Raw genomic sequence first — 18,622 nt, 5'->3', positions numbered from 1 at the left:
CACATCGTTACACCAGCAGATCAAATCACTAGGGAGTTCAAACATGCGTAAACTCATTCTCGCCCTCGGCTGCAGCGCGATGGTTCTGCCGACCGTCCTGATCCCGGTTTCGGCCGCAGATGCGCGCGATCGCCGCGAATGGCGCGGGCGCGACGGCCGCACCTACTGCAAGAAGAACAACGGCACGACCGGCACGATCATCGGCGGCGTCGGCGGCGCGCTGCTCGGCCGCACGATCGACACGCGCGGCGACCGTACGCTCGGCACGCTCGGTGGCGCAGCAGCAGGCGCGCTCGCCGGCCGTGCGATCGACAAGGGTGGCAGCAACAACCGTCGTTGCCGCTAAAAAACATACGCCGCTATTTCGGTAGTCATGCGTTGTGGAAGGGCGTCGTGGGAAACCACGGCGCCTTTTTTCTTGTCCCGCCCCCTTCTCCCCGTCCAAACAAAGGATCAAAACGATGACCACACGCAGCGGTTCGGCAAAATATGAAGGCCTCGGCAAGAGCGGCAAGGGCCATGTCTCGACGCAGTCGGGCGTGCTTTCCGACAGCCCCTACGGCTTCAACACGCGGTTCGAGAACGAGCCCGGCACCAATCCCGAGGAGCTGATCGCAGCGGCGCATGCGTCGTGCTTCACGATGGCGCTGAGCTTCGCGCTCGCCGGCAAGGGCTATGAGGCGGGTACGCTCGAGACGTCGGCGAAGGTGACGCTCGACAAGGACGGCGACGGCTTCAAGATCACCAAGTCGGCGCTGACGCTGAATGCCAAGGTCGACGGCATCTCGAAGGACGAGTTCGAGGCGATCGCCGCGGACGCCAAGGCGAACTGCCCGGTGTCGAAGGTGCTCAACGCCGAAATCACGCTGGAGCATAATCTGGCCGCCTAAAAGCGCCTGATCTCAACGACCTGTCGGCCGGCTGAATGCGACGTAGTTTGCGGTTCACGCAACCCGCGCATCGGCCGGCCGTTCTGTATGCACAGCATTTGGGAGAGAGATCATGCGTATTGCCATCCTGTCGGCAGCCCTTGCCGCCACCGCGTTCGGTGCAATTCCCGTCGGCGCGCAATCGACCGTGCGGGGCGCCAACCGCGAATATAACGACCAGGTTCGCGACGCGCAGCGCGACTATCGCCGCGACGTCCGCAATGCGGATTCGCGGGGCGACGTGCGCGATGCCCGCCGCGAATATCGTGACGAGGTGCGTGATGCGCGCCAGGACCGCCGCGGGGACATTCGCGATATCCGCCGCGACAATGGGCGCAACAACAACTGGCAGCAATATCGCGGCTACGACTATAATCGCTACGAACGCGGCCAGCGCGGCTATTTCGCCGACCGCTATTACCGTGACGGACGGTATTACCAGGAGCGTCGCCTGGGCCGGAACGACCGCATCTATCGCGGCGGCAACGGCCGCTATTACTGCCGCCGCAACGACGGGACGACGGGACTAATCGTCGGTGGTCTGGCCGGCGGTGCGCTCGGCAACATCATTGCGGGCGGCGGTTCGCAGCTGCTCGGCACGCTGATCGGTGCGGGCGGTGGCGCGGTACTGGGATCGTCGATCGACCGGGGCAACGTGCGCTGCCGTTGAGCTTAGGCTAGCATACTTCGAAAGGGCCCGGTGGAAACGCCGGGTCCTTTTCGCGTCAGATGATGCCGCCGCCCAGACTCAGGCGGAGTGCGAAGATAATGATCAGGACGATGTTGAGGTTGCGCCCGCCGCTGCTCGACGAAAGCGCACCAACCGCAGCGCCGACGATCCCGATCGGGATGACGAGCCAGTTCATCCAGCCGAGCAGCGGAATGAAGGCGACGAGGCCAAGCACCAGGGTGACGAGGCCGATGAGGATCGAGACGATGTTCAGCATGTAGCGAACATGGCGAGTCGCAGCGGTTCGGGCAAGATCGGTCGTTGCTCGGGGACTCGGGCAGGCGGAAAACGCTTTCTTCACCGTCTTTCGCGCATAGGATGCGGGTGATGACTTTCCCCCTGCGCTCCGCCCTGCTCCTCCCGCTCGCGCTGGTCGCCTGCAACCGGTCCTCGACCGACCAGCAGGATCTCAACAGCCTCGATGCCGAGCTAACCAATGGCGCGGTGCGTGATCCGGCGCTGACGTCGGCGCTGGCCGGGCAGATCATGGTCGATCCAAGGCTGATGCAATCGTCCAACACCGATGCGGTGCGGCCGCCGACGCGACCGGAGGACGGCGCGGTACCGCCCGAGGGTCCGCTGAAGGCCGATCCGGTCGACCCGAAGACGTTGCAGCGCGCGCCGGCGCCGTCGAACGATTGCCCTGAGTGCAAGTCGGCGAACGGCGCGCTGACGCTGGGCGCGCTGGCGGAGCGGCAGAAGACGCCGGATGCTGGGGCCTGTGCGCAGAAGATCGGCTATTCGGCGGGGTGGGCGAACCGATTGCCGGTGGACCTGCCGCTGTATCCGGGGGCGCGGCTGACCGAGGCTGCGGGGGCGGATCGCGACGGGTGCCGGCTGCGCGTGGTGAGTTTTGCGAGCGCGGCACCGATGCAGAAGATGCTCGACTGGTATTTCACGAAGGCGCGCGCTGCGGGGTATTCGGCTGGGCATAGTACCGACGGCAAGCAGCATGTTCTGGGCGGGGTCCGGGGGAACGACGCTTATGTGGTGTATGTGACCGCGCGGGCTGGCGGTGGGAGCGATGTGGATATGGTGTCCAACGCCGGGCGGTGAGTTCGCCAGCCAAGGGTCACCACCCCGGCGGAGACCGGGGCCCAGTTGGGGGACGTTGCTAACCGAGCGCGGCCCTTTATTACTGCGACCTTGCCAACTGGGCCCCGGCCTTCGCCGGGGTGACGGTGTGTTGGAGTGGCGTTACCCCACCCTCTCTTGTTCTCCCGCAAAGGCGGGAGCCCAGTCTGGGTCCCCGCCTTCGCGGGGAAACAAGGCGTGCGCAGGGACGTATCCCCCTCCCCCGAACCGCACCTTTCCGTTTTGCCCGATTCGCGCTAGGGCGCGGAGATGCTTCCCCTTCTCTATGTCATGGTCGGTGGTGCGGTCGGTTCCGGCGCGCGCTATCTGACTGGCCGCGCGATGCTGCCGCTGCTCGGCCCCGACTATCCCTTTGGTACGCTGGCCGTGAATATCGTCGGCGGCTTGCTGATGGGCGTCCTGGTCGGCGTGCTGACGAGGACCAATGCGCCGGAGACCTGGCGTTTGCTGCTCGGCGTGGGCGTATTGGGGGGATTCACGACGTTCTCGAGCTTTTCGCTGGACGTCGTCACGATGATCGAGCGGGGCGCGATCGGCGTCGCGTTCGGCTATGTTTTGGTGTCGGTGATCGGTTCGGTCGCCGCGTTGTTCGCGGGTCTCTCCGCAGTAAGGGCCGTCGCATGACTGCGGGCAAAAGCGATAGCGATATGGGTTTCCGCGAGTTCAACGTCGGGTTCGACGACGACGGCATCCGGCTCGACCGGTGGTTCAAGCGGCATCTGCCCGACACGAGCTACACGACGGTAGCGATGTGGGCGCGCACCGGGCAACTCCGCGTCGACGGCGCGCGCGCGACCCCGGGCGACCGGATCGCGGCGGGCCAGATGCTGCGCGTGCCGCCGCCCGAGGCCGACAAGGCCAGCGCCGACGTGGACAAGCCCAAGCGCGTCCGCGAACGCGTGATCCTGTCGGACGAGGAGACCGAGCTCGCGCAGGGCATGGTCATCCACAAGGATTTCCAGGCGTTCGTGCTGAACAAGCCGCCGGGCCTCGCCACGCAGGGCGGCACCAAGACGACGCAGCATGTCGACGGGCTGCTCGATGCGCTCCAGTACGACAATGAGGGTCGGCCGAAGCTGGTCCACCGGCTCGACAAGGATACCTCCGGAGCTTTGCTGGTGGCGCGCACGTCGCGCGCGGCGGCGTTCTTTGCGAAGGCATTCTCGGGCCGGACCGCGCGAAAAGTCTACTGGGCGCTGGTGGTCGACGTGCCGTCGATCGAGGACGGCATGATCGAGCTGCCTATCGCGAAGCAGCCCGGCACCGGCGGCGAGAAGATGCATGTCGACGAAGCCGAGGGCGCGCCTGCCCGCACCCGCTACCGGGTGATCGAGCATGCCGGCAACCGCGCGGCGTGGGTCGAGTTGCAGCCGTTCACGGGGCGCACGCACCAGTTGCGCGTGCACATGGCGGCGATCGGTCATCCGATCGTCGGCGACGGCAAGTATGGCGGCGCGGCGGCGTTCCTGACCGGTGGGATCTCGCGAAAGATGCATCTGCATGCGCGGCGCATCAAGGTGGATCATCCGGATGGCGGGTCGATCGACGTGACTGCCGAGCTGCCGACGCATTTCGCCGAAAGCCTGAAGCAGTTGGGCTTCGAGGAGAAGCTCGGCGATGACCTGGTACTCGACGAGAAGACCGCGCCGACGCGCGAGCAGATGAAATCGCGGGCGAAGGCTCATGCGAAGGCTGTTCGGAAAGAGCGTAAGGGTGAGCGGCGTGGGCGTGGGGTTGTCGAGGAGAAGGCGAAGGGCAAGCCTGCGCCGAAGACGGGTGCGCCCCGGACCGGGGCTGGGTCCAAGTTTGGGGCACCGCGGAGTGGGCCGCGGGTCGAAGGGGCCAAACCTGGGCCGCGGAGCCGTCCGGGTGGCGCTGGGAAGCCGGGGCCTCGGAGTGGGCCTGGGACTCGATAGTTGATGGCTGCCGCCTAACGCGTGCCCTTACCCTTCCCACGGCCAAATGGCCGCGGGCCCCTTCCCTCTCCCCCGAGGGAGAGGGAGCGACCCCGGAGGCAGCGATGAGTGGAGTGCGTTGGAGGTTGCCCCTCACACATCGCACCACCCCGGCGGAGGCCGGGGCCCAATTGGGAAAGCCAAAGTAACCGGGCGCGTCCTCCATTAGCGACCTCCCCCAATTGGGCCCCGGCCTTCGCCGGGGTGGGGTAATTGGTTGGATGCAGCTTATCAGCACAGACCGTTCCCCCGCGAAGGCGGGGGTCCAGGAGTCGAAGGCGCTGTCGGTATTTAGCTGGACCCCGCGTCCGCAGGGAAAAAGGGTCTGGCGGTTTTGCGCTAACGCTTGCCTCTAGCTTCCCCGGTTTGACGTTCCCCTTCCGCACCCCGTGATCTACGACGCCATCCATGTCTTTCCGGAAAACCTCATGACCCGTCTTGCCGTGTTCGATTGCGACGGGACGCTCGTCGACAGCCAGGCGAATATCTGCGTCGCGTGTGAGCGTGCGTTCGAAAGCGCAGGCCTAGTCCCGCCGCCGCGCGCGGCCATCCGGCGGATCGTCGGCCTCAGTCTCGTCGAGGCGATGCAGGTGTTGTTGCCTGAGGCGGACGACGCGCTGCACCGGTCGCTAGCCACCGACTACAAGAATGCGTTTCACGCGATGCGGGCGAGTGGCGAACTGGCCGACGAGCCGTTGTTCGAGGGGATCGCCGAGGTGATCGCGACGCTCGCGAACGACGGCTGGCTGCTGGGCGTGGCGACGGGGAAATCCGATCGCGGGCTCGCGCATATCCTTGCCGCGCATGGGATCACCGAGCGATTCGTAACGCTTCAGACCGCGGACCGGCATCCGTCGAAGCCCGATCCGGCGATGCTGTTCGCGGCGATCGCCGAGGCGGGCGCGACCGCAGAGACGACGGCGATGATCGGCGATACGAGCTTCGACATGGCAATGGCACGCGCGGCGGGGGTGCGCGCGGTCGGGGTCGCATGGGGGTATCACGCCGTGCATGAGTTGTCGGATGCGGGGGCAGACGTCGTTGCGACCGTGGTGCCGGACTTGTTACACATGGTAGCTCGGCCATGACCGAGGCTGACAAGGTGGCCCAGCGGCGCTGGTTCGTACTGGTCGGCGTGCGGCTGGCGGGGGTCGCGGGCGCGCTGCTCGGGCTGATCCTGATCGCGCGCGCGCATGACTGGGCGCCGAAGATCCTCGGCACGGCGATCGTGCTGTCGGCGATGGCGATGATCGGACTCGTGCCGCGTAGCCTCGCGCATCGCTGGCGGAGTCCTGAAGCGTGAAGCGGTTCTGGAAAGACGTCGCGATCGATGCCGACCGGGTGGTGACACTCGACGGCAAGCCGGTGCGAACGCCCGGGCGGCGACCACTGGCGTTGCCGAGCGATGCGCTGGCGGAGGCGGTCGCGGAGGAATGGCGCGCGGTCGGGGAGACGATCGATCCGCGGACGATGCCGCTGACCGGGCTCGCCAATGCGGCGACCGATCCGATCGCGAACGATCCTGCACAGTTCGCCGCGCGTCTGGCAGCTTATGGGGAAAGCGACCTGCTCTGTTATCGCGCGGATGGCCCGCCGTTGCTGGTCGAGCGGCAGGCGGCGTCTTGGGATCCGCTGCTGGCTTGGGCGCGAGGGCGATATGACGTGACGTTCGCGGTAACGGCGGGCGTAATGCACGTTGCGCAACCGGACGCGACGATCGCGCGGCTGCACGAGGCGGTGGCGGCGTATGATGATTTTCGGCTCGCCGGGTTGTCGCCGGTGGTGACACTGACCGGATCGCTGGTGATCGGGCTGGCGCTGATCGAGGGCGAGATCGACGCGGATGCTGCCTGGGCTGCCGCGGGGATCGACGAGGACTGGTCGGTCGAGATGTGGGGCGAGGATTGGCAGGCGACTCAGTTGCGGGAATTGAAGCGCAAGGAGTTCGGGGTCGGGGTGGAATTTCTAGGGCTGCTCTAGAAGCGATACACCCTGCTCGCCTGAGCCCATCCCCAACATCCGTCACCCCAGCGAAAGCTGGGGTATCCCGGTTGGCGGGGGCTGCGACCCGAACGGGGAGATCCCAGCTTTCGCTGGGATGACGGCGTTCAGCGCGTCAGGCGGCGGATGAACCCGATCAGCCCGGTCTGGCGCGAGCGCTTCAGGCGTTCGGCAGCAAGGATCGTCTTCACGCCGCGGATGCAGCTGTCGACGTCGTCGTTGACCAGCACATAATCATAGCCGTCCCAGTGGCTGACCTCGTTTGCCGCACGCGACATGCGGGCCTCGATCACTTCGGTCGAGTCGGTGCCGCGGCTGGTCAAGCGCCGGTGGAGTTCCTCCATCGACGGCGGAAAGATGAAGACGCGGACGACGTCGCCGCCGGCGATCTGGAACAGCTGTTGCGCGCCCTGCCAGTCGATGTCGAACAGCACGTCCTTGCCGGCTGCCAGCATCTCCTCGACCTGCGCGCGCGGGGTGCCGTAGCGATGGTTGAAGACGTGCGCCCATTCGAGGAACTCGTCGTTCGCGACCATGTCGCGAAAGCCATCGAGGTCGGTGAAATGGTAATCCTTGCCGTCGACTTCGCCGGGCCGCATCGGCCGCGTCGTGACCGAGACGGACATCTCGAGTTCGTGCTCGTCCGCGAGCAGGCGGCGCGCGATCGTCGACTTGCCGGCACCGGACGGCGAGGACAGGACGAACAGGACTCCGCGGCGACGAAAACCATGCGGGTCGGACGGGGGATTGTTGGGCATGCGCGCCCTTGCCGCGGACTGCGCATGGGCGTCAACCCATGCGCGGCCTGCACGTGTCATTCCGGCGGCAGATCAGATCGACTTGCGCGCCTTGTTGCGGTCATAGGCCTTCTTGGCTGCGTAACCGCCGCCGAGGACCATGCCGAGCGGGCCCATGCGACGGAGTACGCTCATCGCAACCACGCCCTTGACCGCACCCGATGCGCCGCCCGAACCGTCGCGACGGCCCATCTCACGGCCAACCAATGCACTGATAATACGTCCGATCATGCTTCTGACTCCCCGAAAACCTGGTCCTTGAGTTCCGCTGCACCGCGCAGCACTGCCCAGCCGATCGCGTAGGTCACGGCCAGCGGCACGACGATCTTGAGTACGTTGGCGGTGATCGCACCGATGATCGCGCCGTCCGCGTTGCCGTCGTCACCGCTCATGGAATCGATGCCTGCGCCGATCAGCGCGCCTATGGTCGTTGCGCCCACGTAATTTCTCCTGTCCGTGTGGCGGGTTAGCGCGCGAGGGGCGATTGGGTTCCCGGCTGAGTTTCCAACGGGCCCCCCACCCCTCCCGTTCGCCCTGAGCGAAGTCGAAGGGTGTGCCCCGAACGAGGATGCGTCGACTTCGCTCAGCACGAACGGGAGGGGGCGGAGCGAGGCGGTTTTAGCGGCCGAGCATCGATTCGGGTTTGACGACGCGGTCGAAAGTCCCGGCATCGACCAACCCCAGCGCTAGGCCCGCCTCCTTCAGCGTCAGCCCTTCGGCATGCGCGTATTTGGCGATCTTAGCCGCCGCGTCGTAGCCGATCTCGGGGGCGAGAGCGGTCACCAGCATCAGCGAGCGGTCGAGCAACTCGGCGATCCGCCCGCGATTGGGTTCGATGCCGTCGACGCAGCGTTCCGCAAACCCCTCCATCGCGGTGGCCAGCAGGTCGATCGAGCGGAGCACGTTGGCGCCGATCAGCGGCTTGAACACGTTCAGCTCGAGATGGCCCTGCATCCCGCCGACAGTGACCGCGACGTGGTTGCCCATCACCTGCCCCGCAACCATCGTCAGCATCTCGCACTGCGTCGGGTTCACTTTCCCCGGCATGATCGAGCTGCCCGGCTCGTTCGCGGGAAGGTCGATCTCGCCGAAGCCACAGCGGGGGCCGCTTCCCAAGAGCCGAATGTCGTTGGCGATCTTGGTCAGCGCGACCGCCAGCGTGTTGAGCGTGCCGGACAGGTGGACGAGTGGATCGTTCGACGCGAGCGCCTCGAACTTGTTGCGCGCGCTGACGAACGGGAGGCCGGTGATTGTAGCCAGTTCGTGCGCGATCGCGTCGCCGAAGCCGGCGGGGGCGTTGAGGCCGGTACCGACCGCGGTGCCGCCCTGCGCGAGGATGACCATGCCGTGGCTGATCGCGGGCTCGATACGGTGCCGGCAGCGATAAAGCTGGTTCGCATAGCCGGAGAACTCCTGGCCGAGCGTCAATGGCGTCGCGTCCTGGAGGTGGGTGCGGCCGATCTTGACGATGTCGTCCCAGGCGTTGGCCTTTGCGTCGAGGGACGCGTGGAGCTTGTCGAGCGCGGGGAGCAGACGGTGGGTTGTCGCGATCGCGGCGGCGATGTGGAGCGCGGTCGGGAAGCTGTCGTTGGACGACTGGCTCATGTTGACGTGGTCGTTGGGGTGGACCGGCGACTTGCCGCCGCGGGTGCCGGTGAGGACTTCGTTCGCGCGGCCGGCGATGACTTCGTTGGCGTTCATGTTCGACTGCGTGCCGCTGCCGGTCTGCCAGATGACGAGCGGGAACTGGTCGTCGAGCTTGCCGTCGATGACTTCCTGCGCGGCGGAGTCGATCGCTTGGGCGATGTCGGCGTCGAGGCCGTGGGCGCGGTTCACGCGGGCGGCGGCTTGTTTGACGAGGCCTAGCGCGTGGACGATCTCGATCGGCATGCGTTCGCGGGCGGCGAAGGGGAAGTTCTCGATCGAGCGTTCGGTCTGTGCGCCCCAGTATGCGTCGGCGGGGACTTCGATCGGGCCGATCGTGTCGGTTTCTGTGCGGGTGGTCATGTTGGGAGAACCTTCCGGGGCGTGTGCGGGATCCCTCGCCCCTTCGGGGAGAGGGAGGGAGGAGCCGCAGGCGACGGAAGGGTGAGGGGCTTTGGGAGGAAGCGGCCTTAGCCTCACTCCCCTCTCCCTTCCCACGGCAAGTGCGGCGGGCCCCTTCCCTCTCCCCGTAGGGGCGAGGGAGTTTGGATCACTTTTTCCGCTTGAAATCCACCGCGACTACGTTCGAGCCGTCTTCGATCGGCACCGCGGTCGGGCCGTCGTTTTCGGCTTCGTCATGGTCGCCTAGCGCGTCTTCCGCGCCCTCCTGCGCCTGGAAGCGAAGTTCGAAGCTGACCGCGGGGTCCTGGAACGCGGTGATCGCCGAGTACGGGATTACCAGCTTCGACGGGACTTGGTTGAAGCTCAGCCCGATCGAGAAGCGTTCGTCGTCGACGACGAGGTCCCAATAGCGGTTCTGCATGACGATCGTCATCTCGTCCGGAAAGCGCTCGATCAGGCGCCTGGGGATGTCGACTCCGGGCGCCTGCGTCTTGAAGGTGATGTAGAAATGATGCTCGCCGGGAAGCCCGCCGGCCTCCGCGACCGAACCGAGAACGCGGCCGACCACGGCACGCAGGGCTTCTTGTACGATCTCGTCGTACGGAATTAGGCTATCGGGCAGTCCATCGCTCATTCCCCTTGGGTAGCGGCATTCGTTTCCCGGTCAAGATTGCATGCGTCGTAAGGGGCGTTATGGGAGGTGGCATGCGCACCGCCACGATCACCCGCTCCACCGCCGAGACGGCGATCGACGTCACCGTGAACCTGGATGGGACCGGCGTGTACGACGTCGAGACCGGGGTCGGTTTCTTCGATCACATGCTCGAGCAACTCTCGCGCCACTCGCTGATCGACCTCCGCGTGCGGACCAAGGGCGACCTGCATATCGACGAACATCATACCGTCGAGGATACCGGCATCGCGATCGGGCAGGCGTTCGCGCAGGCGCTCGGCGACAAGAGGGGCATCACGCGGTACGGCGATGCGCTGTCGCCGATGGACGAGACTCTGACTCGGGTGGCGCTGGATATTTCCGGGCGGCCCTGGCTGGTGTGGAAGGACCTGTTCTCGCAGACGCGGCTGGGCGGCATGGATACTGAGATGTTCGAGCATTTCTTCCACAGCTTCGCGCAGGCGGCGGGGATCACGCTGCACGTCGAGACTTTGTACGGGACCAACAACCACCACATCGCCGAGGCCGCCTTCAAGGGTGTGGCTCGGGCGCTGCGGACGGCGATCGAGATCGATCCGCGCAAGGCCGATGCGATTCCGTCGACCAAGGGGATACTGTGAAGCTCGCGCTGATCGATTACGGCGCGGGTAATCTTCATTCGGTCGAGAACGCGTTGCGAACTGCGGGTTGTAGCGACCTGATCGTGACTTCGGACGCGGATGTCGTAGCCAAAGCCGAGCGGATCGTGTTGCCAGGCGTCGGGGCTTATGGCGCCTGTGCGGCGGCGTTGCGCGCGGTGCCGGGGATGGTCGAGGCTTTGAACCGGCGCGTTCGCGACGAGGGTACGCCGTTTCTGGGGATCTGCGTCGGCATGCAGCTGATGGCCGATGCGGGTGAAGAGATGGGGACGCATGCTGGGCTCGGCTGGGTTTCGGGGCGCGTGCGACGGCTCGAGCCGGGCACGATGGACGCGAAGGTGCCGCACATGGGCTGGAACGACGTCGTTCCGACCGTCGCGCATCCGCTGATCGAACCCGGCGAGGCATATTTCCTCCACAGCTTTGCGTTCGAAGGCGCCGATGTGCTCGCGACGACCGAGCATGCCGGTCCGGTCACTGCGGCGATCGGCCGCGACACGATGATCGGCGTGCAGTTTCACCCTGAGAAGAGCCAGCGCTATGGCCTGGCCTTGCTCGAACGTTTCCTGGAGTGGCGGCCGTGAGCCTGATTATCTTTCCCGCGATCGACCTCAAGGCGGGTCAGGTGGTGCGTCTCGCCGAGGGCGATATGGACCGGGCGACCGTGTACGGCGACGATCCGGCGGCGCAGGCGATGCTGTTTGCCGAGGCGGGCGCAGAGCATTTGCACGTGGTCGATCTCGATGGCGCGTTCGCGGGGGCTTCGGTCAACGGCGATGCGGTGCGCTCGATCGTCGCGCAGTTTCCGGGGCATGTGCAGCTTGGCGGCGGCATCCGGACACGGGCCAACGTCGAGGGCTGGTTCGACCTGGGCGTCTCCCGCGTGGTGATCGGGACGGCGGCGCTCGAGGATCCCGACTTCGTGCGCGGCGTGGCGAAGGATTTCCCCGGCGGGATCGTCGTCGCGGTCGACGCGAAGGACGGCATGGTCGCGACCAAGGGCTGGGCCGATGTGTCCACCACGAGCGCGACCGATCTCGCGCGGCGGTTCGAGGATGCGGGGGTGGCGGCGTTGCTGTTCACCGATGTCGGGCGCGACGGGATGCTGAAGGGGTGCAACGTCGACGCGACGGTCGACCTGGCGCGCTCGGTGGACATTCCGGTGATCGCCAGCGGCGGGGTCAAGGGGATCGCCGAGATCCACGTTTTGGCGCTGCATGTGCGGGACGGGGTCGAAGGGGTCATCACGGGGCGTGCGTTGTACGACGGCCGGCTCGATCTCGCAGCGGCATTGAACGTGGCGAAGGCTGCATGATGGTTCACGCGGAGACGCGGAGACGCGGAGAGAAGTTGAGCGCCGCAGGCAGAAATTTGTTCGCGCAGAGGCGCAGAGGCGCGGAGAGTAAGAAGGTACGCTTCTCGTCCTCTCACTCTCTCTGCGCCTCTGCGCCTCTGCGCGAAATATTCTTCTTAGCGGCTTTGCCGCGTCTCCGCGTCTCCGCGTCTCCGCGTGAACCAATTCTACGGCGCAGCGCATGACGGTTCGTGCGCGCGTGATCCCGTGTCTCGACGTCGCCGATGGGCGCGTGGTGAAGGGCGTGAACTTCGTCGAACTGCGCGACGCGGGCGATCCGGTCGAGCAGGCTCGAGCGTATGACGCCGCCGGGGCGGACGAGCTGTGCTTCCTCGACATCGGCGCGAGCCATGAGGGTCGGGGGACTATTCTCGACGTCGTGCGACGGACCGCGGCGGTATGCTTCATGCCGTTGACGGTCGGCGGGGGCGTGCGGACGGCCGACGATGCGCGCGCGCTGTTGCTGGCGGGGGCGGACAAGGTGGCCGTGAACTCCGCGGCGGTCGAGCGACCGGAGCTGGTGGCGGATATCGCCGAGCGGTTCGGCAGCCAGTGCTGCGTGGCGAGCGTCGATGCGCGGCGATCGGGCGAAGGCTGGGAGGTGTTCACGCATGGCGGCCGGCGCGCAACCGGTATCGATGCGATCTCGCATGCCTTGAAGCTCGCCGAGCTGGGCGCTGGCGAGTTGCTGGTCACGTCGATGGACCGCGACGGGACTCGCAGCGGCTACGATCTCGACCTGATCCGCGCGATCTCGGACCGAGTGGGCGTGCCCGTCGTTGCGAGTGGCGGCGTCGGCGGGCTCGACGATCTGGTCGCGGGAATCCGCGATGGGCATGCGTCGGCCGTGCTGGCCGCGTCGATCTTCCATTTTGGGCAGGCATCGATCGGCGATGCGCATGCCGCGCTGGCCGCGGCTGGGATCCCGGTGCGGACGCCGGTCCACGTGACGGACTAGACCGTGCCGGTGCTCGCCATCCTCGCGGTCCAGTCGGGACATAGCGGCGTGGTCCACCCGCGGACCGGGCCCGAGGTGTCCGACATCGCGCTGTTCGGGTTTGCGGCGATCGGGGTTTGGCTGGTGCGGCGCGCCTTGCGGAAGCGATTCGTCAAGGCCCGTCGGCGCGAAACGCCCTCCAAGAAGGATTGACCCGCCTGCCCTGCTGCGCCAGCACGCCGCGCATGGCAGACCCCGTATTCGACCGCCTCGAAGCGACCATCCGCGCGCGCCGCGATGCGCCCGCCGACACCTCCTACACCGCTAGCCTGTTCGCCAAGGGCCGACCCAAGATCGCCCAGAAGCTCGGCGAGGAAGCGGTCGAGACGGTGATTGCGGCGTGCTCGGGCGACGAGGCCAGCATTGTGCCGGAAGCGGCGGACCTGATGTTCCATCTGGCGGTGTTGCTGGCGGATGCGGGGCTGAGCCTGGACGACGTGCGCGCGGAATTGGCGCGCCGCGAGGGTATCGGCGGGTTGGCGGAGAAAGCCGGGCGGACGGGCTGACCGCGCATCGTCATTCCCGCGGAGGCGGGAACCCAGACTGGCTAACGCCGCAATGAGATCACAAATGTCTGAGGTTATGGGTCCCCGCCTTCGCGGGGATGACGGAAGTGGGTATGCTCCCGGGAAAGGAGCTTGCCCATGCCGATCGATGCCACCCAGCCTTATGACGACCAGAACATCTTCGCGAAGATCCTCCGCGGCGAGATCCCGTCGAAGCGCGTCTATGAGGACGACTTCGCGATCGCGTTCCACGACATCAATCCGCAAGCGCCGACGCACCTGCTCGTGATCCCCAGGGGCGCGTACGTCTCGTGGGACGATTTCTCCGCACGCGCGCCCGATGCCGAGATCGCCGGGTTCGTCCGGGCGGTGGGCACAGTAGCACGCGCCGCCGGGCTGGTGGAACCCGGCTATCGCCTGCTCGCGAACATCGGCCAGCACGGCAACCAGGAGGTGCCGCATCTGCATGTTCATGTCTTCGGCGGCCGTCCCTTCGGGTCGATGCTCGCACGCCCGGATCAGGGATAGGCCAGCTTTGCCGCACTAAAGGATTGCACGTAATAAAATTGCCATTAGGCTCGCGGGATTGAGCAAGGGGGCCTTCTGACCGGGCCCCTGCAATCCCCGGGGGGTACCGAATTGATTTTTGGTCGCGTAAAATCACTGGACGCCATCCTGGCGACGGCGGAGAAGAAATCGCTCCACCGATCGCTGGGCGCGTTCCAGCTTACCATGCTCGGCATCGGCTGCGTGATCGGCACGGGCATCTTCGTGCTCACCTCCGCCGCTGCACAGAAGGCCGGGCCGGGCATGATCCTGAGCTTCATCGTAGCCGGCGCGGTCTGCGTCGTGGCGGCGCTCTGCTATGCCGAGATCGCGGCGATGGCACCGGTCGCCGGCTCCGCCTACACCTATACCTATTCGGTGATGGGCGAACTGCTCGCCTGGACTGTCGGCTGGGCCCTGATCCTCGAATATGCCGTCGCCGCGAGCGCCGTGTCGGTCGGATGGTCCGGCTATTTCTCGGGCTCGATCCTGCGAGAAACGTTCGGGATAGACCTGCCGCTCTGGCTGGCCGCGGGGCCGTACGTACCCGGCGGGTTCATCAACCTGCCCGCGGTCGTCATCTCGCTGCTCGTCACATGGCTGCTGATGATCGGCACCACGGAGAGCGCGCGCGTCAACGCGGTGCTGGTGACGATCAAGGTGGTCGCGCTGACCGCGTTCGTCGCGCTGACGCTGCCCAAGACGCATGGCGGTAATTTCGAGCCATTCCTGCCCACCGGCATCCTCGGCAGCAACGGCCTGGGCGTGGTCGGTGCGGCGGCGACGATCTTCTTCGCCTATGTCGGCTTCGATGCGGTTTCGACCGCGGCCGAGGAAACCAAGGATCCGCAGCGCAATGTGCCGATCGGGCTGATCGCGTCGCTCGGCATCTGCACCGTGTTCTACATGCTGGTCGCGGCGGGCGCGATCGGGACTATCGGTGGCCAGCCGCTGTTCGGGGCGGACGGCGTGCCGTTCACGACGGGCTCGCCAGAACTGGCGCGCGCATGCCTCATTCCGGCCAACGCGCAGGCGCTGGTATGCTCGAACGAAGCGCTCGCGCACGTCCTGCGCCAGATCGGCTATGCGAACGTCGGCAACTGGATGGGCTATGCGGCGGGGCTCGCGTTGCCGTCGGTGATCCTGATCCTGATGTTCGGCCAAACCCGAATCTTCTTCGTGATGAGCCGTGACGGCCTGTTGCCGGAAGTGCTGAGTCGCGTGCATCCGAAGTGGAAGACGCCCTATATCGTGACCGCGATCACCGGGGTGTTCGTGGCGTTCGCCGCGGCGTTCCTGCCGGTCGGCCAGCTGGCGGACATTGCCAATGCGGGTACGCTGTACGCGTTCATGATGGTCGCGATCGCGCTGCTGATCCTGCGCAAGCGCGAGCCGAACCGGCATCGTCCGTTCCGCACGCCGGCCGCCTGGATTGTCGCACCGCTGACGATCGTCGGCTGCATCGGGCTGTACTTCTCGCTGCCGTACGAGGCGATGGCGGTGCTGCCGATCTGGGGCGCCGTCGGGCTCGTGATCTACTTCCTGTACGGCTACCGGAAGAGCTATCTGGGTCGCGGGATGGCCGATGGTGGCGAGACCGACGTCGACCTGGCGCCGCCGGGCTCGCACTGAGACCGGACGCGAAAAGGGCCGCGGGAGGAAACTCCCGCGGCCCTTTTTTGTGCCTTGTAGTCAACGCGTCATCCCCGCGGACACGGGAATGACGGTGCGGCGGGGCAGGTTCAGCCGATATGCTTGGCGGCGAGCGCCTTCATGTCGACCATTGGCCGCGCGCCGACATGGCTGATGATCTCGGCCGCGCAGACCGCACCGAGCTTGAGCGACGCCTGCAGGTCGTAGCCCTGTGCCTGGCCGTGGAGGAACCCCGCCGCGAACAGGTCGCCCGCGCCGGTGGTGTCGACGACCTTGGCGATCGGCTCGGCCTTCACCTCGGCGCGCGTGCCGTTCTGGAGCGCGCAGGCGCCGTGCTCGCCGCGGGTCACGACCAGGGTCGGGACCTGTGCAGAGATCTTGGCGACCGCCGCATCGAAGTCTTCCGTCTCGGCGAGCGCGGCGAGTTCGCTCTCGTTAGCGAACAGGATGTCGATCAGGCCGTCCGACAGCAGCTGGCGGAAATCGCCGCCGTGACGCGAGATGCAGAACACGTCGCTGAGCGTGAACGCGACTTTCCGCCCTGCCCCGCGCGCGCAATCGATCGCGGCGCGCATCGCGGCGCGCGGCTCTTCCGGATCCCAGAGATAGCCCTCGAGATACAGGATCGCGCTGTCGGCGATCATCGCGGTGTCGATCGCGGTGGCAGGCAGGAACTGGCCCGCGCCGAGGAAGGTGTTCATCGTGCGCTGGCCGTCGGGCGTGACGAAGATCAGGCAGCGGCCTGTGGTCGGGGCGCCGGCGCGTACGGGCGTGGCGAACTCGATGCCGATGCTGCGGACGTCGTGCGCGAAGACCTGGCCGAGCTGGTCGTCGGCGACCTGCCCGATGAACCCGCATTTGCCGCCGAGCGCGGCGATGCCGGCGACGGTGTTGGCGGCCGACCCGCCCGAGACTTCCATGCCCGGACCCATCTTGGCGTAGAGCGCGTCGGCTTCCTCGGACGAGAACATAAGCTGCATCGAGCCCTTGGCGACGCCGATCTCGGCGATGAACGCGTCGTCTGCGGTGGCGAGGATGTCGACGATGGCATTACCGATCGCGACGACGTCGTAGGTGGGTTTGCTCAAGGGGGAACTCCGGGGATGCGGGAAAGCCTTGCCGTAAATGGCGGGGGGGATTGGTGCAACTGGTGTGGGGCCGATCCGATGCGGACGTGCCGAACGCTATCGATGCCGCCAGAATTGGAACAGACGACCACCCCGGCGGAGGCCGGGGCCCAATAGGAAAGGTGGTCGTAACAGAGTACCGCGTTACGTCATCGGCGTCCCCAGATTGGGCCCCGGCCTCCGCCGGGGTGGTGGTTCGGTCTCGGGCTAGCCCTTCTGTTCCCCCGCGCACGCGGGGGTCCAGGATTTCGAGCGGTGCACTTGGTTTAGCTGGGCCCCCGCGTCCGCGGGGGAACGGGAAGGGTATCGTCCTTCAGCGGGATAGCCATTATCGAACCCGAACGCGCGTTGACCTTCCGCAGCCCCCGCGTCATCCCAACCGCATGATCCGCGCCCTCCTCCTTTCGCTCCGCCAGCTCACCGATCCGCCCGTCCTCCGCGTGTTCGTGAAGTCGATGGCGATGACGTTGCTCGTGTTCGCGGTAGCGGGCGTTGGCGTATGGTGGGGGACGCAGGCGGCGTTGGCGGCGTGGCTCGGCTGGGACGCGGACGGGCTGGCGGCGGCGTTCGCGCTGTTCGTCACGATCCTGGCGCTGTGGCTGCTGTTCCGCGCGGTCGCGATCGCGGTCGTCGGGGTGTTTGCGGACGAGGTGGTCGCGGCAGTCGAAGCTCGGCATTATCCCGCGGCGCTGAAGACCGCCCATCCGGTCCCGTTCGCGCAGAGCGTCGCGATGGGGCTCCGATCCGCCGCGCGCGTCGTGCTCGTCAACCTGCTGATGCTCCCCGTCTATATCGCGCTGCTCGTGACCGGGGTCGGCACCGCCGCGGCGTTCTTCGTCGTCAATGGCTGGCTACTCGGGCGCGATCTCGGCGACATGGTGGCGGCGCGGCACATGGATGCGGCGGCGATGCGGGGCTGGCGTGCGACGACGAGGAGTGGGCGGTTCGCACTGGGGCTTGCGAACACCGGGCTGTTCGTGGTTCCGATCCTCAACATCGCCGCGCCCGTGCTGGGGGCGGCGATGGCGACACACTACTTTCACACCCAATATTCCCGCAAAGGCCAATCATGACGCGATTGACAACCATAACGATCGCCTTGACACTCGGCGGCGGCTTGGCCGGCTGCGCCGCGCCGGTCGCGAAACCCGCGGTCGGACGCCCGGCGATCCCTTACACGAGCGTCGGCTTGGAGCGCGTGCTGGGGCAGGACGCCGCCGGCCTGACCAAACTGTTCGGCCAGCCCGACGCCGACGTCCGCGAAGGCAGCGCGCGCAAACTCCAGTTCCAGAGCGGGATCTGCGTGCTCGACGCGTATCTCTACCCCAAGGGATCCGACGCCCCCCGCGTCACCTATCTCGACGCCCGAGAACCCGACGGCAGCACGATCGATCGCGCCAGCTGCGTCGCCGCTCTGACCCGGCGCGAGGGGGGGCGGTAGCGGCCAGCCATACCTGATATCGGCTTCAGGATCGCAACGATACCGGGGATTGCACATGTCGCGACGCTTGAGGGGGGAACGATCAATACCCCAATAGCCGCATCTCCGGTTTTGCTCAGCGGCTACGGATCACG

Annotated in this window: 26 protein-coding genes; 19 read left to right on the top strand and 7 right to left on the bottom strand. The window is 66.5% G+C overall.

Annotated elements, in window-relative coordinates; translation table 11 throughout:
* The first annotated feature begins 43 nt into the window (after positions 1-43).
* The 3 genes from VH567_RS12085 to VH567_RS12075 all read left to right on the top strand — a co-directional run bounded on the left by VH567_RS12085 (position 44) and on the right by VH567_RS12075 (position 1,599).
* Positions 44-346 (top strand): glycine zipper 2TM domain-containing protein, encoded by a 303-nt coding sequence (locus VH567_RS12085; RefSeq protein ID WP_423326417.1) that lies wholly within the window; start codon positions 44-46, stop codon positions 344-346.
* Positions 347-461: 115 nt separating this feature from the next.
* A complete protein-coding gene (locus VH567_RS12080; protein ID WP_107954685.1) occupies positions 462-890 on the top strand; it encodes an OsmC family protein in 429 nt (142 codons plus the stop codon).
* Positions 891-1,002: 112 nt separating this feature from the next.
* On the top strand, positions 1,003-1,599 hold the full coding sequence (locus tag VH567_RS12075) for a glycine zipper 2TM domain-containing protein (protein WP_423326415.1): 597 nt from the start codon (positions 1,003-1,005) through the stop codon (positions 1,597-1,599).
* Between the two features lie 55 nt (positions 1,600-1,654).
* On the opposite strand, the gene VH567_RS12070 is transcribed toward VH567_RS12075, so the two are convergent.
* Positions 1,655-1,876 (bottom strand): hypothetical protein, encoded by a 222-nt coding sequence (locus VH567_RS12070; RefSeq protein ID WP_056052052.1) that lies wholly within the window; start codon positions 1,874-1,876, stop codon positions 1,655-1,657.
* 110 nt (positions 1,877-1,986) lie between these two features.
* Here VH567_RS12070 and VH567_RS12065 point away from each other — a divergent pair, with 110 nt between their 5' ends.
* From VH567_RS12065 to VH567_RS12040, 6 genes are all read left to right on the top strand, one after another.
* Positions 1,987-2,715: a hypothetical protein gene (locus tag VH567_RS12065; protein ID WP_423326412.1), complete on the top strand. Its 729-nt coding sequence runs from the start codon at positions 1,987-1,989 to the stop codon at positions 2,713-2,715.
* Positions 2,716-3,003: 288 nt separating this feature from the next.
* Positions 3,004-3,378: a fluoride efflux transporter CrcB gene (gene crcB / locus VH567_RS12060; protein ID WP_423326410.1), complete on the top strand. Its 375-nt coding sequence runs from the start codon at positions 3,004-3,006 to the stop codon at positions 3,376-3,378.
* Positions 3,375-4,670, top strand: a complete 1,296-nt coding sequence (locus VH567_RS12055) for an RluA family pseudouridine synthase (RefSeq protein WP_423326408.1) — start codon at positions 3,375-3,377, stop codon at positions 4,668-4,670. Before crcB ends, VH567_RS12055 begins: the two co-directional genes overlap by 4 nt.
* A 467-nt stretch (positions 4,671-5,137) precedes the next feature.
* Positions 5,138-5,797, top strand: a complete 660-nt coding sequence (locus tag VH567_RS12050) for an HAD-IA family hydrolase (RefSeq protein WP_423326407.1) — start codon at positions 5,138-5,140, stop codon at positions 5,795-5,797.
* Positions 5,794-6,012: a hypothetical protein gene (locus tag VH567_RS12045; protein ID WP_423326404.1), complete on the top strand. Its 219-nt coding sequence runs from the start codon at positions 5,794-5,796 to the stop codon at positions 6,010-6,012. Before VH567_RS12050 ends, VH567_RS12045 begins: the two co-directional genes overlap by 4 nt.
* A complete protein-coding gene (locus VH567_RS12040; RefSeq protein ID WP_423326402.1) occupies positions 6,009-6,689 on the top strand; it encodes an ATP12 family chaperone protein in 681 nt (226 codons plus the stop codon). The genes VH567_RS12045 and VH567_RS12040 overlap by 4 nt, the downstream gene beginning before the upstream one ends.
* Before the next feature lie 128 nt (positions 6,690-6,817).
* On the opposite strand, the gene gmk is transcribed toward VH567_RS12040, so the two are convergent.
* The 5 genes from gmk to VH567_RS12015 form a co-directional block, all read right to left on the bottom strand.
* Entirely contained in the window at positions 6,818-7,468 is a 651-nt protein-coding gene (gmk, locus tag VH567_RS12035) for a guanylate kinase (protein WP_423326400.1), read from the bottom strand.
* A gap of 72 nt (positions 7,469-7,540) precedes the next feature.
* The gene (locus tag VH567_RS12030; RefSeq protein ID WP_423326398.1) at positions 7,541-7,738 is read right to left on the bottom strand and encodes a hypothetical protein; all 198 of its coding nucleotides are present in this window, start codon (positions 7,736-7,738) and stop codon (positions 7,541-7,543) included.
* Positions 7,735-7,947 carry a hypothetical protein gene (locus tag VH567_RS12025; protein ID WP_423326396.1) on the bottom strand — a complete coding sequence of 71 codons (213 nt, stop codon included), beginning with the start codon at positions 7,945-7,947 and terminating at the stop codon, positions 7,735-7,737. Before VH567_RS12025 ends, VH567_RS12030 begins: the two co-directional genes overlap by 4 nt.
* Before the next feature lie 178 nt (positions 7,948-8,125).
* Entirely contained in the window at positions 8,126-9,514 is a 1,389-nt protein-coding gene (gene fumC, locus VH567_RS12020; RefSeq protein ID WP_423326394.1) for a class II fumarate hydratase, read from the bottom strand.
* Positions 9,515-9,701: 187 nt separating this feature from the next.
* The gene (locus VH567_RS12015) at positions 9,702-10,187 is read right to left on the bottom strand and encodes an SspB family protein (protein ID WP_423326392.1); all 486 of its coding nucleotides are present in this window, start codon (positions 10,185-10,187) and stop codon (positions 9,702-9,704) included.
* Positions 10,188-10,258: 71 nt separating this feature from the next.
* Here VH567_RS12015 and hisB point away from each other — a divergent pair, with 71 nt between their 5' ends.
* The 8 genes from hisB (at position 10,259) to VH567_RS11975 (ending at position 15,899) form a co-directional block, all read left to right on the top strand.
* Positions 10,259-10,846, top strand: coding sequence for an imidazoleglycerol-phosphate dehydratase HisB (gene hisB / locus VH567_RS12010; RefSeq protein WP_423326390.1), 588 nt, complete (start codon positions 10,259-10,261; stop codon positions 10,844-10,846).
* Positions 10,843-11,448, top strand: coding sequence for an imidazole glycerol phosphate synthase subunit HisH (gene hisH / locus VH567_RS12005; RefSeq protein WP_423326388.1), 606 nt, complete (start codon positions 10,843-10,845; stop codon positions 11,446-11,448). The genes hisB and hisH overlap by 4 nt, the downstream gene beginning before the upstream one ends.
* Positions 11,445-12,179, top strand: a complete 735-nt coding sequence (gene hisA / locus VH567_RS12000; protein WP_423326386.1) for a 1-(5-phosphoribosyl)-5-[(5-phosphoribosylamino)methylideneamino]imidazole-4-carboxamide isomerase — start codon at positions 11,445-11,447, stop codon at positions 12,177-12,179. The genes hisH and hisA overlap by 4 nt, the downstream gene beginning before the upstream one ends.
* Positions 12,180-12,399: 220 nt before the next feature.
* Positions 12,400-13,176, top strand: a complete 777-nt coding sequence (gene hisF / locus VH567_RS11995) for an imidazole glycerol phosphate synthase subunit HisF (protein WP_423326384.1) — start codon at positions 12,400-12,402, stop codon at positions 13,174-13,176.
* A 3-nt stretch (positions 13,177-13,179) separates the two neighbouring features.
* The gene (locus tag VH567_RS11990; RefSeq protein WP_423326382.1) at positions 13,180-13,368 is read left to right on the top strand and encodes a hypothetical protein; all 189 of its coding nucleotides are present in this window, start codon (positions 13,180-13,182) and stop codon (positions 13,366-13,368) included.
* 32 nt (positions 13,369-13,400) lie between these two features.
* Positions 13,401-13,721, top strand: coding sequence for a phosphoribosyl-ATP diphosphatase (locus VH567_RS11985; RefSeq protein ID WP_423326380.1), 321 nt, complete (start codon positions 13,401-13,403; stop codon positions 13,719-13,721).
* 138 nt (positions 13,722-13,859) lie between these two features.
* A complete protein-coding gene (locus tag VH567_RS11980) occupies positions 13,860-14,249 on the top strand; it encodes a histidine triad nucleotide-binding protein (protein ID WP_423326378.1) in 390 nt (129 codons plus the stop codon).
* Positions 14,250-14,360: 111 nt separating this feature from the next.
* Positions 14,361-15,899 carry an amino acid permease gene (locus tag VH567_RS11975; protein WP_423326376.1) on the top strand — a complete coding sequence of 513 codons (1,539 nt, stop codon included), beginning with the start codon at positions 14,361-14,363 and terminating at the stop codon, positions 15,897-15,899.
* 110 nt (positions 15,900-16,009) lie between these two features.
* On the opposite strand, the gene VH567_RS11970 is transcribed toward VH567_RS11975, so the two are convergent.
* Positions 16,010-17,008 carry an adenosine kinase gene (locus VH567_RS11970; RefSeq protein WP_423326374.1) on the bottom strand — a complete coding sequence of 333 codons (999 nt, stop codon included), beginning with the start codon at positions 17,006-17,008 and terminating at the stop codon, positions 16,010-16,012.
* 422 nt (positions 17,009-17,430) lie between these two features.
* Here VH567_RS11970 and VH567_RS11965 point away from each other — a divergent pair, with 422 nt between their 5' ends.
* Both VH567_RS11965 and VH567_RS11960 read left to right on the top strand, forming a co-directional pair.
* On the top strand, positions 17,431-18,120 hold the full coding sequence (locus VH567_RS11965) for an EI24 domain-containing protein (RefSeq protein WP_423326372.1): 690 nt from the start codon (positions 17,431-17,433) through the stop codon (positions 18,118-18,120).
* Complete coding sequence (locus VH567_RS11960) at positions 18,117-18,488, top strand: hypothetical protein (protein WP_423326370.1); 372 nt, start codon at positions 18,117-18,119, stop codon at positions 18,486-18,488. The genes VH567_RS11965 and VH567_RS11960 overlap by 4 nt, the downstream gene beginning before the upstream one ends.
* Positions 18,489-18,622: the final 134 nt, after the last annotated feature.

The organism is Sphingomonas sp. 4RDLI-65, assembly GCF_049472435.1.
In the GTDB taxonomy this organism is placed as follows: Bacteria; Pseudomonadota; Alphaproteobacteria; order Sphingomonadales; family Sphingomonadaceae; genus Sphingomonas.
The sequence above is the reverse complement of the archived record's forward strand: the minus strand, read 5'-3'. Positions and strand labels throughout refer to the sequence as shown.

Coding starts and splice junctions, on each gene's coding strand:
- hisB (WP_423326390.1), top strand. CDS start 10,259: ATGCGCACCGCCACGATCACCCGCTCCACCGCCGAGACGGCGATCGAC.
- fumC (WP_423326394.1), bottom strand. CDS start 9,514: ATGACCACCCGCACAGAAACCGACACGATCGGCCCGATCGAAGTCCCC.
- VH567_RS12070 (WP_056052052.1), bottom strand. CDS start 1,876: ATGCTGAACATCGTCTCGATCCTCATCGGCCTCGTCACCCTGGTGCTT.
- VH567_RS11980 (WP_423326378.1), top strand. CDS start 13,860: ATGCCGATCGATGCCACCCAGCCTTATGACGACCAGAACATCTTCGCG.
- gmk (WP_423326400.1), bottom strand. CDS start 7,468: ATGCCCAACAATCCCCCGTCCGACCCGCATGGTTTTCGTCGCCGCGGA.
- VH567_RS11960 (WP_423326370.1), top strand. CDS start 18,117: ATGACGCGATTGACAACCATAACGATCGCCTTGACACTCGGCGGCGGC.
- hisF (WP_423326384.1), top strand. CDS start 12,400: ATGACGGTTCGTGCGCGCGTGATCCCGTGTCTCGACGTCGCCGATGGG.
- crcB (WP_423326410.1), top strand. CDS start 3,004: ATGCTTCCCCTTCTCTATGTCATGGTCGGTGGTGCGGTCGGTTCCGGC.
- VH567_RS12050 (WP_423326407.1), top strand. CDS start 5,138: ATGACCCGTCTTGCCGTGTTCGATTGCGACGGGACGCTCGTCGACAGC.
- VH567_RS12085 (WP_423326417.1), top strand. CDS start 44: ATGCGTAAACTCATTCTCGCCCTCGGCTGCAGCGCGATGGTTCTGCCG.
- VH567_RS11985 (WP_423326380.1), top strand. CDS start 13,401: ATGGCAGACCCCGTATTCGACCGCCTCGAAGCGACCATCCGCGCGCGC.
- VH567_RS12075 (WP_423326415.1), top strand. CDS start 1,003: ATGCGTATTGCCATCCTGTCGGCAGCCCTTGCCGCCACCGCGTTCGGT.
- VH567_RS12045 (WP_423326404.1), top strand. CDS start 5,794: ATGACCGAGGCTGACAAGGTGGCCCAGCGGCGCTGGTTCGTACTGGTC.
- VH567_RS12065 (WP_423326412.1), top strand. CDS start 1,987: ATGACTTTCCCCCTGCGCTCCGCCCTGCTCCTCCCGCTCGCGCTGGTC.
- VH567_RS11965 (WP_423326372.1), top strand. CDS start 17,431: ATGATCCGCGCCCTCCTCCTTTCGCTCCGCCAGCTCACCGATCCGCCC.
- VH567_RS12080 (WP_107954685.1), top strand. CDS start 462: ATGACCACACGCAGCGGTTCGGCAAAATATGAAGGCCTCGGCAAGAGC.
- VH567_RS12015 (WP_423326392.1), bottom strand. CDS start 10,187: ATGAGCGATGGACTGCCCGATAGCCTAATTCCGTACGACGAGATCGTA.
- VH567_RS12030 (WP_423326398.1), bottom strand. CDS start 7,738: ATGATCGGACGTATTATCAGTGCATTGGTTGGCCGTGAGATGGGCCGT.
- VH567_RS12055 (WP_423326408.1), top strand. CDS start 3,375: ATGACTGCGGGCAAAAGCGATAGCGATATGGGTTTCCGCGAGTTCAAC.